Source organism: Variovorax sp. Varisp41, from assembly GCF_047325085.1.
GTDB lineage: Bacteria > Pseudomonadota > Gammaproteobacteria > Burkholderiales > Burkholderiaceae_C > Variovorax.
Window position 1 is genome coordinate 1300384 of sequence record NZ_CP168540.1, and the last position, 12994, is coordinate 1313377.

The window sequence follows — 12994 nt, forward strand, 5'->3', positions numbered from 1 at the left end:
ACGATCGGCGCATGGAACTGCTCGAAGTCTTCAAGGCCCTCTCGAACCGGACGCGCCTCGACATCCTCAAGGGCTTGAAGGATCCCGCGAAGAACTTCCCGCCGCAGGACGAAGGCGACGTCCTGACGGTGGGCGTCTGCGTCAGCAGCATCCAGGAAGGCGTCGGGCTGTCGCAGTCGACGGTGTCGGACTATCTGGCGACCCTGCAGCGAGCGGGCCTGGTCGAAGTCCGGCGCATCGGCCAGTGGACCTACTACAAGCGCAACGAGGCAACCATCAGCGCCCTTGCCGAAATCATCGGCAAGGAGCTTTGACATTTTTTACCCTGAAACATCGGAAATTCCCGATATCCCTTTTTACAGAAATGAAGGACATGCCATGAAAGCCCTGAGACTCACATCGTTCGGTGGCCCCGAAGCGTTCGAACTGTGCGACCTGCCCCGCCCTGTGCCCCAGGCGGGACAGGTCCTGGTCCGCGTCCATGCGACCTCCATCAATCCCTTGGACTACCAGGTCCGGCGCGGCGACTATCCCGACCTGGTGCCGCTGCCGGCCATCACCGGCCACGACGTATCGGGCGTGGTCGAAGAAGTCGGGCCGGGCGTGACGGCCTTCTCTCCCGGAGACGAGGTCTGGTACACGCCGCAAATCTTCGACGGGCCGGGCAGCTATGCCGAGTACCACGTCGCCGCCCAAGGCATCGTCGGAAAGAAGCCCTCCTCGCTGAGCCATCTCGAGGCGGCGAGCCTGACCCTGGTGGGCGGCACGGCGTGGGAAGCACTGGTCGTGCGCGCGGCGCTCAGGGTGGGCGAAAGCATCCTCGTGCACGGCGGCGCGGGAGGCGTCGGCCACGTGGCGATCCAGCTCGCCAGAGCCATCGGAGCCCGGGTGTTCACCACCGTGCGTCAAGCCAACTTCGAGTTCGCACGCAGCCTGGGTGCCGATGTGCTCATCGACTACGAGAAGGAGGACTACGTCGACGCCGTCCTGCGCGAGACGGGTGGCCGCGGCGTCGATGTCGTGTTCGACACCATCGGCGGCGACACCCTGTCGCGCAGCCCCGACGCGCTGGCCCAGCTCGGCCGCGTCGTCAGCATCGTGGACATCGCCCGGCCGCAGAACCTCGTTCAGGCCTGGGGCAAGAACGCGAGCTACCACTTCGTCTTCACGCGACAGAACCGCGGCAAGCTCGACGAGTTGAGCGCCTTGATCGAGCGCGGGCAGCTACGGCCGCATGTGGGTGCCGTCTATTCGCTGGCCGACATTCCGCTTGCCCATGCGCGGCTGGAAAGTCCCAACAACGGGGTGCGGGGAAAGATCGCGATCACCGTCGGGCCCTCGGCCTCTTGAAAGCCCCGATCTCACTCCCACTCAATCGTCGCCGGCGGCTTGCTGGACACGTCGTAAGTCACCCGATTGATCCCCCGCACCTCGTTGATGATCCGCCCCGACACCTTCTTGAGCAGCGCATACGGCAGCTCGGCCCAGTCGGCGGTCATGAAGTCGCTGGTCTGCACGGCACGCAGCGCGACGACGTAGTCGTAGGTGCGGCCGTCGCCCATCACGCCGACGCTCTTCACCGGCAGGAACACGGTGAAGGCCTGGCTCGTGAGGTCGTACCAGGTCTTGCCGGTCTCGGCGTCGGTGAAGTTGCGCAGTTCCTCGATGAAGATCGCATCGGCGCGGCGCAGCAGGTCGGCGTATTCCTTCTTCACTTCGCCGAGGATGCGCACGCCCAGGCCCGGGCCGGGGAACGGATGGCGGTAGACCATCTCGGGCGGCAGGCCGAGCGCGACACCGAGTTCGCGCACCTCGTCCTTGAACAGGTCGCGCAGCGGCTCGAGCAGCTTCAGGCCGAGTTGCTCGGGCAGGCCGCCGACGTTGTGGTGGCTCTTGATGGTGACGGCCTTCTTGCTCTTGGCACCGCCGCTCTCGATGACGTCGGGGTAGATGGTGCCTTGCGCGAGGAAGGTGGCGCCCTTGTGGCCGCCGTCGCCGGCCTTGAGCTTGGCGGCTTCCTGCTTGAACACGGTGACGAACTCGCCGCCGATGATCTTGCGCTTGGCTTCGGGGTCGCTCACGCCGGCGAGCTTGCCGAGGAACAGCTCGCTCGCATCGACGCGGATGACCTTGGCGTGCAGCTTGCCCTCGAACATCTCCATGACCATGTCGCCTTCGTTGAGGCGCAGCAGGCCGTGGTCGACGAAGACGCAGGTGAGCTGGTCGCCGATGGCGCGGTGGATCAGCGCGGCGGCCACGCTCGAATCGACGCCACCCGAGAGGCCGAGGATGACCTCCTCGTCGCCCACCTGCTCACGGATCTTCTGCACGGCCTCGGCGATGTGGTCGCGCATGACCCAGTCGGGCTTCGCTTCGCAGATGCCGAGCACGAAGCGCTCGAGGATGGCCTTGCCCTGCACGGTGTGGGTGACCTCGGGATGGAACTGCACGGCGTAGTAGCGGCGCGCCTCGTCGGCCATGCCGGCGATGGGGCAGCTGTCGGTGCTGGCCATGAGCTTGAAGCCCGGCGGTAGCTCGGTCACCTTGTCGCCATGGCTCATCCACACGTTGAGCATGCCGTGGCCCTCGGGCGTGGCGAAGTCGGCGATCTCCTTGAGCAGCGCGGTGTGGCCATGGGCGCGCACAGCGGCGAAGCCGAACTCGCGCTTGTGGCCGCCCTCGACCTTGCCGCCGAGCTGGTGCGCCATGGTCTGCATGCCGTAGCAGATGCCGAGCACGGGAATGCCGAGGTCGAACACGGCCTGCGGGCACTTGTCGGTGGTCTCCTCGTACACGCTGGCATGGCTGCCCGAGAGGATCACGCCCTTGAGGTGGCCGTCGGCCGCGTACTCGCGCACCCACTCGTCGCTGACGTCGCAGGGATGCACTTCGCTGAGCACATGGGCCTCGCGCACGCGGCGCGCGATGAGCTGGGTGACCTGCGAGCCGAAGTCGAGGATGAGGATCTTGTCGTGTTGCATGGGCTGGGACTCAGAGCGTTGAAATGTCGAACAGCCGGACGCCCGCTTGCGGCGCCGCCTGGATGAGTTGCTCGTCGAAGGTGGCGAGCGGAAGACCGAGCGAGCGCGCGAGCCAGAGGTAGCCCGCGGCATAGAGCGAGACGCCGGCATCGATGGCGACGGCGAGCACGGCCTTGTGCTGGGCCGGCGCGAGCTCGTGCAGCTCGACGCGATGGCGGATGGCATCGAGCACGCTCCACAGGCCCTCGACGGCCGAGGACGGGATGCGGCCGCTGCGCACGCCGTTGGCGATGACGTTGGCGCACTCCCACTGCCAGGCATTGGGCGCCTGCGGCTCGACCTCGTCGCGGCGGATGGCGGCGTAGAGCCTGCGTGTGTGTTCGTTGGCGTGGTCGGGCAGCAGCCAGGCGGCGGTGACCGAGGCGTCCATGACGAAGGCGGTCATGGCTGGCGGCCCTGGTTCAGCAGCGCGCCGGCCGAGGTGCCTGGAAGGATGGCGGCATGCAGCGCGTCGATCTGGCCCAGTTCGCGCGCGATCTGCTCGTCGGTGATGACCGGCTTGCGCCGCACCGGCAGCATGCGCACCACCTCCTTGCCGTGGCGGGTGATGCGCACCTCCTCGCCCTTCTCGACCGAGTCGATCAGGGCCGAGAAGTTGTTCTTGGCTTCAGCGATGCCGATGGATTGCATTGGGGCCAGAAAATTTGAATCTGGCCCGAATTCTAAACCTGATCTGGCCCGACTTTCAAGGTCTGGCCAGAATCAGGTTCGGACACCGCGTTTACTCGGCGCGGTAGTTCGGCGCTTCCTTCGTGATCTGCACGTCGTGGACGTGGCTCTCGCGGATGCCGGCGGTGGTGATCTCGACGAACTCTGCCTTGTTCTTCATCTCTTCGATGGTGCCGCAGCCGCAGTAGCCCATGCTGGCGCGAACGCCGCCGGCCATCTGGTAGATGATCGAGACGATCGAGCCCTTGTAGGGCACGCGGCCCTCGATGCCCTCGGGCACGAGCTTGTCGGTGTTGGGATTGCCGGTGGTCGATTCCTGGAAGTACCGGTCGGCACTGCCCTGCTGCATCGCGCCGATGGAGCCCATGCCGCGGTAGCTCTTGTAGCTGCGGCCCTGGTACAGCACGATCTCGCCGGGCGCCTCTTCGGTGCCGGCGAACATGCTGCCCATCATCACGGTGCTGGCGCCGGCCGCGATGGCCTTGGCGATGTCGCCCGAGTAGCGCACGCCGCCGTCGGAGATCAGCGGCACGCCCGTGCCCTGCAGCGCGGTGGCGACGCTGTCGACCGCCATGATCTGCGGCACACCCACGCCGGCCACGATGCGGGTGGTGCAGATCGAGCCCGGGCCGATGCCGACCTTGACCGCGTCGGCACCGGCCTCGGCCAGCGCGCGGGCCGCGTCGCCGGTGGCGATGTTGCCGCCGATCACGTCGATCTGCGGATAGTTCTGCTTGACCCAGCGCACGCGGTCGATCACGCCCTTGCTGTGGCCGTGCGCGGTGTCGACCACGATGGCATCGACGCCGGCCTTGACCAGTGCCTCGACGCGCTCCTCGGTGCCCTCGCCCACGCCGACCGCCGCACCCACGCGCAGGCGGCCCGAGGGGTCGCGCGCGGCATTGGGGAAGGTGGTCTGCTTGGTGATGTCCTTGACGGTGATCAGGCCCTTGAGCTCCCAGTCGCTGTTGATCACCAGCAGGCGCTCGAGCTTGTGCTTGTTGAGCAGCGCCTTGGCCTCGGCCAGCGTGGTGCCGTCGGGCACGGTGATCAGCTTCTCGCGCTGCGTCATGATCTCGCTCACGGGCACGTCGTAGCGGCTCTCGAAGCGCAGGTCGCGCCCGGTCACGATGCCCACGACCTTGCCGGCGTCGACCACCGGGAAGCCCGAGATGCCGAGCTGGTCCGACAGCGCCATCACCTGCCGCACCGAGTGCGTCGGCGTGATCACCACCGGGTCGCGCAGCACGCCCGACTCGTAGCGCTTGACCTTGGCCACTTCGGCGGCCTGCTGCTGCGCGGTGAGGTTCTTGTGCACGATCCCGATGCCGCCTTCCTGCGCGATGGCGATCGCGAGGCGGGCTTCGGTCACGGTGTCCATCGCCGCCGAGACGAGCGGGATGTTCAGCGTGATGTTTCGGGAGAATTTGGTGGCGAGGGAGGTGTCCTTGGGCAGGACCTGGGAGAACGCTGGCACCAGCAACACATCGTCGAAGGTGAGCGCTTTGCCGAGAAGGCGCATGGGTGAGGCTCCAAAAGACGGATTGTAACGAGGCGGCGGGGTATGCTGCCGGGCTCAGCGCGGCTCGGCCCCGCGCGGTGCGGGCCTATCGCCCGGCCGTCGCATCCCGCGTCGCCATTTGCCCACTGCCCGCTGCCCGGTCTGCGGACCGCGGCGAAAACCAATCACTGCCTGTTGCAAAACGTAAGGCATCGCTAGACTTGCGCCCCATGAAGTTCCTGCTCAGCCTCCTGCTCGGATCGATCTGCCTGCTGCCCCTGGCCGCGGATGCCCAGTGGCAATGGATCGACAAAAACGGCAAGAAGGTCTTCAGCGACCAGCCGCCGCCGACCGACATTCCCGAGAAGAACATCGTGCGCCGCGCCGGCCCGCCGGCGCGCACCGGCTCGGGCGTGGCGGCGCCCGAGGGCACGGCCACCACCGACAAGCCGGCCGAAGCCCCCGCCGCGCCGGCCACCCCGAAGGCGCCGACGGTCGACAAGGACCTCGAGGAAAAGACGAAGAAGGCCGAGGCCGACGAGAAGGCCAAGCAGGCCGCCGAGGCCGCGAAGCTCGCCAAGGCCAAGGCCGAGAACTGCAGCCGCGCCCGCGAGAGCAAGGCCACCATGGACAGCGGCATGCGCATCGCGCGCGTCAACGCCAAGGGCGAGCGCGAGATCCTCGACGACAACCAGCGCGTGGCCGAGCAGCGCCGGCTGCAGTCGGTGATCGACAGCGACTGCAAGTAAGCCGCGCCGAGCGGGTCAGTACCCCGCCTTGCCGCCCTGGCGCCGGTTGGCGAACAACCCGGTGCCGCGCGCGCCCTGCCGCTGGAAACGCTCGCGCCGCGCCACCTTCGGATCGACCTCGAGCGCGCGGCACAGCTCGACGCGATCGCCGTCTTCGAGGGCATCGTCCCAGTCGGCGCTGCGGCCCCAGATGCCGGGCGTCATCGTCTCGCGCCAATCGAGCGCTGGAAAACGTTGCGCCAGGGTGCTGGCGCGGATCGCATCGTTCACGGTGGCGCCGGCGGCGAGGCGCAGCGGCTCCTCGAACACCTCGCGCGGCGCCGGCGAGCAGCTCAGGGTCACCTCGATCATCGGTGGCTCAAGACGCGCCGTAGACCTGCTCGGCGCGCTTGACGAAGGCCTCGACCAGGCTCGAGGCGATGGTGTCGAACACCGGGCCCACGAGGGCCTGCAGCGCGAAGTTGCTGAAGCCGTAGCTCAGGTGCAGCTCGACGCGGCAGGCGCGTTCGCCGCCCTCGCCCACGGGCACGAATTTCCAGTTGCCGTCGAGGTTGGAGAACGGCCCGTCGACCAGCTTGAGCTGCACCTCGCGGCCGGGCACGTGGGTGTTGCGCGTGGTGAAGCTCTGGTGCAGGCCCGCGAAGGCCAGGCCGACCTCGGCGGTCATGCCGGCCTCGTCCTGCTCGATGACGCGCGCCTTGTCGCACCAGGGCAGGAACTGGGGGTACTTCGCCACATCGGTGACCAGCGCGTACATCTCTTCGGCGCTGTACCAGATGAGAACGGACTTGTTGACTGTTTTCATTGAATCGGATCGAGAGACCGATTCATTGTAGGGAGCCTCCGTGGCTCCCTCCTCTCGCGGGACGGGAGCCCGCTCTCTAGTCCAGTCCTCTCAGCCCGACCGCGACCAGGCCGTCATCAGCGTGTTCGAGGGCTGCGTCTCGTCGAGCAGCTTGCGCGCGGTTTCGACGCCGGCCACCGGCAGGCCCTTCGGATCGAGCAGTCCCACCTGCACCAGCACGCTCGCCTGGTCCCAGTAGATGTGCTCATGGTAGAGCTTGTCGCCACGGAACTTCACGATCGCCACCAGCGGAATCTCCACCGGCCTGCCCGTGGGCGCCACGCCGGGCAGCAGCCAGTCGATCTCGCAGGTGTGGGTGAAGCTGAACAGGATCTCGTCGACGATCTGCGTCGCGCCCACGGTGCGCGAGATCGGCACCAGCCGCGTGTCGGGCGGATTGCTGTTCACGAAATGGTGCTGGTAGAAGCGGCTCAGCATCGCGTGCCCCACGCCGCCGGTCATGGTCGGGATGTGGTTGACGTAGGGCTCGGCCACCATGGTGGCCATGGTGTCGGCCACGTTGCGGGTGGCGAACTCGTACTCGCAGTGCTTGTCCCACAGCGCCGAGAAGTCGTAGTGCGGCCCCATCTCGCGGCGGAACGCGGCCACGCTGCGCTCGTGCGCCATCAGCGCCGAAGGCTTGTGGTAGTGGTCGCCGCCCAGCCGTGCGAAGGCATGGTCGACGCCCGGATAGACATAGAGCTCGCACCCAGGCCGCGCGACTAGCGCCTCGACGATGCGCGAGCGCGCCTCGGGCGGGCAGAAGCCGTCGAGCTCGGGGATGTGCAGCACCAGCCGGCCCTGGATGCGGTCGGCTTCCTCGAGCCGCTGCTCGATGCCCACGCCGTAGTAGCCCACGCAGACGTCGGCATCGGTGCGGCAGGCCGCGAGGTAGGCGAGCTTGCCGCCCATGCAGAAGCCCAGCACGCCGGCCTTGCCCTGCTGCTCGGGCAGCGAGCGCAGCAGCGCCAGCGAAGCGGCCACGTCCTCGGTGCCCTTGTCCTCGTCGAAGCCCTGGTAGAGCGCGAAGGCCTTCTGCCAGTCGTCGGGCGCATAGCCGAGTTCGACCTCGGGCTGCTGGCGCCAGAACAGGTCGGGCGCGAGCACCACGTAGCCTTCCTCCGCGTAGTAGTCGGCCACCTGCCGCATGGTGGCGTTGACGCCGAAGATCTCCTGCGCCAGCACGATGCCGGGGCCCTTGCCCGAGGCCGGGGTGGCGAGGTAGGCGCGGAAGCTGCCGCTGCCGTCGATGGCCGGCACCTGCAGCCAGCGGCCCTTCTGAGCTGTCATGTCTTTCTCCTTGTTTCGAATCTCTGAGTCGTGGGGTGGTGCGGCCGGCGCTCAGGCCGGCACGCACTCGTCGCGCAGGGTGGTGAACTGGCCGCAGGCATAGAGCAGCGGCAGGCCCTGCGCATCGGTGATGCGCGCGGCCTTGACCTCGCCGATCAGCATCGCGTGGCTGTGCGCCACCATCATCTCGTCGACCACGCAGTCGAACACCGCGAGCGCGCCGCGCAGCACGGGCGCGCCGGTCACCAGCGTCTCCCAGTGCGCGGGATCGAAGCGCTCGCCGGCCTCGCCCTGGCGCGAGAAGGCCAGCGCCAGCGCCGACTGGTCGAGCGCGAGCAGGTTGACCGCCATGCGGCGGCTCTGCGCGATGGTGCGGAAGCTGCTGCCCTGCAGGTTGACGCAGGCCAGGATGCGCGCGGGTTCGGCCGAGAACGAGGTCACGGCCGTGGCCGTGAGGCCCACGGGCGTCTGCCCGTCGGTGCTCGTGACCACGGTCACGGCGCCGACCAGGCAGCGCATGGCGCGCCGGAAGTCGCCCGCGCCCACGTTGGGCTCGCAGCGCAGCGACTCGATGGCCCGGAACTCGCCGCGCATGGTCAGGCCGCCTCCGGTTGCGGCGCCAGCGAGCGCAGGTAGGCGCTGCTCGCGTCGGGCGTCATGAAGAACTCGGCGTAGTCGCGCGGATCGTTGAAGCCGTTGACGAAGCGCCGTGCCACGGCCGCGTTGCCCTGGGCCGCGCCCAGCACCTCGAGCACGTGCGGGGGCGGCGGCTGCAGCATCGCGTTGGTCCACTCGACGACGTGACGCGCATAGCGCCAGTAGCCGTCGAAGGCCGACTGCATGAAGTCCGCGTCGAAGGCGCCCTCGCCCTGCGCGAGGATGGCGCGCAGGTAGGCATCGGCGCACTTGGCGGCGTTGTTCGAACCCTGGCCGGTGATCGGGTCGTTGAGGCACACCACGTCGCCCATGCCGAGCACGGCGCGGCCCGAGGGCAGCCGCCCGACCGGCTTGCGCACCGTGGGCGCGAAGCGGCCGGCCAGGATGCCGTTGTCGTCGGTCAGGCGCACGTCGCGGCAACGCTCGGCCTCCCAGGGCGTGAAGGTGTCGAGGATCGACAGCGAGCGCTCGAGGTGCTGCGCGGGCGTCTTCACGTCGGACCAACAGTCCATCGGGCCGCCGGGCACGCCCTCGAACACCATGATCTCGCACGGCCCCGTCACGGTCAGCGCGGGGAACACGAAGTACTCGCCGACGCCGGGGATCAGGTTGAAGTTGACGGCCGAGTACTCGGGGCGCGGCGTCATGCCGTGCACATAGGTCAGGACCAGCGCGCGCTGCGGCTTGTCGTAGGGCGAGCGCTGCGCGTCGCGCTCGAACATCTGCGCGATCTCGCCCTTGCCGGCCGCCACGATCACCAGGTCGTGCGACTGGGTCCAACGCTCGAGGTCCTCGATGCCCGCGTCCTGGAACAGGATCTGCCCGCCGCGTTCCTCGAAGGTCTTCATCCAGGCCGGCACCTTCACGCGCTGGTCGACCGAGCGCGCGGGCGCGTCGAGGCGGTGCGACCAGCCGAGCAGCTTCTCGCCGGGCTTCTCGGGATGCGGCACGGCGAAGCCGATGCCCTCGACCGGCGGGCAAGCGTCGGCCCACTGGTCGATGCCGAGGTCGCGTTCGATCTGCAGGCTGGCGTCGAACATGCACTGGCTCGACATCACGCGGCCGGTTGCGATGTCCTCGGCGCTGCGGTTCGAGACCACGGTCACCTCGTGGCCCTCGCGCTGGAGGCCCAGCGCCAGTTGCAGGCCCGACTGGCCCGCGCCGACGATCATGAAACGGCGCGGCTTGGCGCCCTGCGATGCGATGTTGCTCATGGGTATGCCTCGTTCGTGGGTGGGGTGATGAAAGGGATGCGCCGGCCGCCTTCAGGCCGCGAGCTTGGGAATGGCCGGCTCGCCCTGCTCCGGGCCCAGGGCCGAATAGCCGCCGTCCACGGCCCAGTCGGCGCCGGTGACGAACGAGGCCTTGTGCGAGCACAGGAAGGCCACCACGTGGCCGACCTCGACCGGGTCGCCGACGCGGCCGAGCATGTGGAAGGGCCTGGCCACCGCGTCGGTCCTGGCGCGGTCGCCGCCGGTGAGCTGGTCCATCACGGCCGACCAGGTCCAGCCCGGCGACACCGAGTTGACGCGCACCTTCATCGGCGCCAGGTCCAGCGCCATGTTGCGCGTGAGCTGCACCAGCGCGGCCTTGCTCACCGGATAGAGCCAGCGGCCGGTCTGGGCCACGCCCGAGGAGATCGAGGTGAAGTTGACGATGGCGCCGCCGCCCGCGGTCTGCATGAAGGGCAGCGTGGCGCGCGCCATCATCACGGCCGAGACCACGTTGACGTCGAGCGCGGTCTGCCATTCGCCGCGCGGCGAGGCCAGACCGTTGTCGAGGTAGCTGCAGGCCAGGTTCACGAGCGCGTGGATGCGGCCCTCGGCATCGGCCGCCTGCTCGACGCAGGCCTGCACGGCGGCGTCGTCGGTGATGTCGGTGGCGATGAATGTCGCACCGATCTCGCGCGCCACCGCCTCGCCGCGCGCCACGTCGATGTCGGCCAGCACCACGCGTGCACCGGCATCGCGCAGGCAACGGGCCACGCCCGCACCGATGAGGGTCGCGCCACCGGTGACGAGCACCGTCCTGTCCTGCAAGTCCTTGTCGCTCATGCCTTTTCTCCTGGTTGGTCCCGTTGTCAATTGCTTGCAGTTACTTTAGATTTGAAGGATTCAGCCCCCAATCCGGATTGCGCAGCCGCTGTCCGCAAAACGCATTTATTCGCTGCCCCCACGCCGCCCCGCATGGAACACGCTGTCGCTGCATCGGCCTCGCTTCCCCTGTCGCGCTATGCCGTCATCGCCACGCCCGACCTCGACGAGGCGCGCGACGAGGTGGCGCGCATCTTCTGTCCGCACCGGCTGCACCTGGGCCACGGCAGCTCGCGTTTCGACGCGCGCCACCACGTCGCGCCGCTGGGCGACATCTCGCTGAACTACGTGCAGTACGGCGCCGAGGTCGAGATCGATCCCGGCTGCCTCGGCGACTTCTATCTGCTGCAGATCCCGCTCAGGGGCAACGCCCGCATCGAATGGGCCGGCCAGAGCTTCACCTCCGACGCGCACCGGGCCTCGCTGGCCTCGCCGAGCCAGCCGCTGCGCATGCGCTGGGGCGACGACACACCGCACCTGATCGTGAAGATCGGCAAGGCGGTGGTGCAGCGCCACTGGGAATCGCTGTGCGGCGAGCCGGCCGGCGCGCGGCCGCTGGAGTTCGAGCCCGAGATCGCGCTCGACGAGGGCGCGGGCGCGAGCGTGAAGCACCTGGTCGAGTTCCTCGCGCAGGAACTCTCGTGCGGGCGCACGCCGCTGACCACGCCCTTCCTGGCCCAGGCCGAATCGGGCCTGATCCACACCCTGCTGGGCCAGTTGCCGCACAACCAGAGCGGACGGCTGGGCGCCGAGCGCGGCGACGTCTCGCCGCGCGCGCTGCGCCGCGCCCGCGAGTACATCGAGGCGCACCTGCCCGATGCGCTCACGGTCGACGAGATCGCCTCGGCCAGCGGGCTGTGCGTGCGCAGCCTGCAGGTGGCGTTCCGCCAGCATGCGGGCCAGACGCCGATGGCCTACCTGCGCGAGCGGCGGCTGCTCGCGGTGCACGAACGCCTGAGCGACCCGGGCGCCGACACCACCGTGACCTCGGTCGCGCTGCAGTTCGGCTTCGCCCACCTCGGGCGCTTCGCGCAGGACTACGCGCGCCGCTTCGGCGAATCGCCCCATCGCACGCTGCAGCGGCACCGCTGAAGGCACCCGCGGCCACTTTCATAGAATCCACGCCCTGTGCATGCCGGGCGGTTGTCCGGGCGCCATGCGCCCCCAAATGACAACGATGGCCACCAAGAAACAAGACACCTCCTCCCGCATCGCCGACAACAAGAAGGCGGCGTACAACTATTTCTTCGAGGAACGCTTCGAGGCCGGCATGGTGCTGGAAGGCTGGGAAGTGAAGGCGCTGCGCGAAGGCAAGGTGCAGCTCACCGACGGCTACGTGGTGATCCGCGACGGCGAGATGTTCGTGCTGGGCTGCCAGATCAACCCGCTCAAGAGCGCCTCGACCCACGTGACGCCCGACTCGGTGCGCACCAAGAAGCTGCTGCTGCACAAGGAAGAGATCCGCCGCCTGACCGGCAAGGTCGAGCAGAAGGGCTACACCCTGGTGCCGCTGAACCTGCACTGGAAAGCCGGCAAGGTGAAGTGCGAGATCGCGCTGGCCAAGGGCAAGGCCGAGCACGACAAGCGCGACACCATCAAGGACCGCGAAGGCAAGCGCGAGGTCGAGCGCGCGATGAAGAGCCGCAGCCGCTGAGTTCGCGTTTTTTTGCGCGGCCATGGAATAAACGCGGCGCCGCGGGCGTTCATGCAGGTGTCGCCGGATCGTCCGGCGCCACAACCAGGAGCTCTTCCATGCCGCTGACCTCGCGCCATCTTCCCTTCCTCGCCGCCACGCTGCTGGCCGCCTCCCTGCTCTCGCTGCCCGCCGCGGCCCAACCCAAGGCCGCCGACGGCGCCCTGGTCGGCCCCAACGGCATGACCCTCTACACCTTCGACAAGGACACGGCCGGCAACGGCAAGTCGGTCTGCAACGGCCAGTGCGCCACCAACTGGCCGCCGTACATGGCGGCCGACGGCGACAAGGCCGCGGGCGACTTCAGCATCGTCACGCGCGACGACGGCAAGAAGCAGTGGGCCGCCAAGGGCTGGCCGTTGTACTACTGGATCAAGGACACCAAGCCCGGCGACAAGACCGGCGACGGCGTCAACGGCAGCTGGAAGACCGCCAAGCCCTGAGCCCGGGCCTTCCC

The 12994-nt window shown here is 68.4% G+C and carries 16 protein-coding genes; 6 read left to right on the top strand and 10 right to left on the bottom strand.

What is annotated here, in order from left to right:
- The first annotated feature begins 11 nt into the window (after window positions 1-11).
- Both ACEN9J_RS05970 and ACEN9J_RS05975 read left to right on the top strand, forming a co-directional pair.
- The gene (locus ACEN9J_RS05970) at window positions 12-314 is read left to right on the top strand and encodes an ArsR/SmtB family transcription factor (RefSeq protein ID WP_093341792.1); all 303 of its coding nucleotides are present in this window, start codon (window positions 12-14) and stop codon (window positions 312-314) included.
- Between the two features lie 64 nt (window positions 315-378).
- A complete protein-coding gene (locus ACEN9J_RS05975) occupies window positions 379-1350 on the top strand; it encodes a zinc-dependent alcohol dehydrogenase family protein (protein WP_413763594.1) in 972 nt (323 codons plus the stop codon).
- Between the two features lie 11 nt (window positions 1351-1361).
- Here the strand turns inward: ACEN9J_RS05975 and guaA are convergent, their stop codons facing one another.
- From guaA to guaB, 4 genes are all read right to left on the bottom strand, one after another.
- The gene (guaA, locus tag ACEN9J_RS05980) at window positions 1362-2981 is read right to left on the bottom strand and encodes a glutamine-hydrolyzing GMP synthase (RefSeq protein WP_209545026.1); all 1620 of its coding nucleotides are present in this window, start codon (window positions 2979-2981) and stop codon (window positions 1362-1364) included.
- Window positions 2982-2991: 10 nt separating this feature from the next.
- Window positions 2992-3426 carry a type II toxin-antitoxin system VapC family toxin gene (locus ACEN9J_RS05985; RefSeq protein ID WP_057591696.1) on the bottom strand — a complete coding sequence of 145 codons (435 nt, stop codon included), beginning with the start codon at window positions 3424-3426 and terminating at the stop codon, window positions 2992-2994.
- Window positions 3423-3671, bottom strand: coding sequence for a type II toxin-antitoxin system Phd/YefM family antitoxin (locus ACEN9J_RS05990; protein ID WP_057591697.1), 249 nt, complete (start codon window positions 3669-3671; stop codon window positions 3423-3425). The genes ACEN9J_RS05985 and ACEN9J_RS05990 overlap by 4 nt, the downstream gene beginning before the upstream one ends.
- 91 nt (window positions 3672-3762) lie before the next feature.
- Entirely contained in the window at window positions 3763-5232 is a 1470-nt protein-coding gene (gene guaB / locus ACEN9J_RS05995) for an IMP dehydrogenase (protein ID WP_261205829.1), read from the bottom strand.
- A gap of 209 nt (window positions 5233-5441) precedes the next feature.
- Here guaB and ACEN9J_RS06000 point away from each other — a divergent pair, with 209 nt between their 5' ends.
- On the top strand, window positions 5442-5960 hold the full coding sequence (locus ACEN9J_RS06000; protein WP_261205830.1) for a DUF4124 domain-containing protein: 519 nt from the start codon (window positions 5442-5444) through the stop codon (window positions 5958-5960).
- Between the two features lie 15 nt (window positions 5961-5975).
- On the opposite strand, the gene ACEN9J_RS06005 is transcribed toward ACEN9J_RS06000, so the two are convergent.
- From ACEN9J_RS06005 to ACEN9J_RS06030, 6 genes are all read right to left on the bottom strand, one after another.
- Window positions 5976-6311 carry an RnfH family protein gene (locus ACEN9J_RS06005; protein ID WP_261205831.1) on the bottom strand — a complete coding sequence of 112 codons (336 nt, stop codon included), beginning with the start codon at window positions 6309-6311 and terminating at the stop codon, window positions 5976-5978.
- Between the two features lie 7 nt (window positions 6312-6318).
- Entirely contained in the window at window positions 6319-6765 is a 447-nt protein-coding gene (locus ACEN9J_RS06010; RefSeq protein ID WP_057591701.1) for a type II toxin-antitoxin system RatA family toxin, read from the bottom strand.
- Between the two features lie 90 nt (window positions 6766-6855).
- A complete protein-coding gene (locus ACEN9J_RS06015; protein WP_413763595.1) occupies window positions 6856-8094 on the bottom strand; it encodes a dienelactone hydrolase family protein in 1239 nt (412 codons plus the stop codon).
- A 51-nt stretch (window positions 8095-8145) separates the two neighbouring features.
- Window positions 8146-8688, bottom strand: coding sequence for a flavin reductase family protein (locus tag ACEN9J_RS06020; protein WP_057591703.1), 543 nt, complete (start codon window positions 8686-8688; stop codon window positions 8146-8148).
- Between the two features lie 2 nt (window positions 8689-8690).
- A complete protein-coding gene (locus ACEN9J_RS06025) occupies window positions 8691-9965 on the bottom strand; it encodes a styrene monooxygenase/indole monooxygenase family protein (RefSeq protein WP_413763596.1) in 1275 nt (424 codons plus the stop codon).
- A 51-nt stretch (window positions 9966-10016) separates the two neighbouring features.
- Entirely contained in the window at window positions 10017-10805 is a 789-nt protein-coding gene (locus tag ACEN9J_RS06030; RefSeq protein WP_413763597.1) for an SDR family oxidoreductase, read from the bottom strand.
- Window positions 10806-10937: 132 nt separating this feature from the next.
- Here ACEN9J_RS06030 and ACEN9J_RS06035 point away from each other — a divergent pair, with 132 nt between their 5' ends.
- The 3 genes from ACEN9J_RS06035 (at window position 10938) to ACEN9J_RS06045 (ending at window position 12980) form a co-directional block, all read left to right on the top strand.
- Entirely contained in the window at window positions 10938-11936 is a 999-nt protein-coding gene (locus ACEN9J_RS06035) for an AraC family transcriptional regulator (protein ID WP_413763598.1), read from the top strand.
- Window positions 11937-12021: 85 nt separating this feature from the next.
- On the top strand, window positions 12022-12498 hold the full coding sequence (smpB, locus tag ACEN9J_RS06040; RefSeq protein ID WP_057591776.1) for an SsrA-binding protein SmpB: 477 nt from the start codon (window positions 12022-12024) through the stop codon (window positions 12496-12498).
- Between the two features lie 98 nt (window positions 12499-12596).
- Complete coding sequence (locus tag ACEN9J_RS06045) at window positions 12597-12980, top strand: hypothetical protein (RefSeq protein WP_296732031.1); 384 nt, start codon at window positions 12597-12599, stop codon at window positions 12978-12980.
- Window positions 12981-12994: the final 14 nt, after the last annotated feature.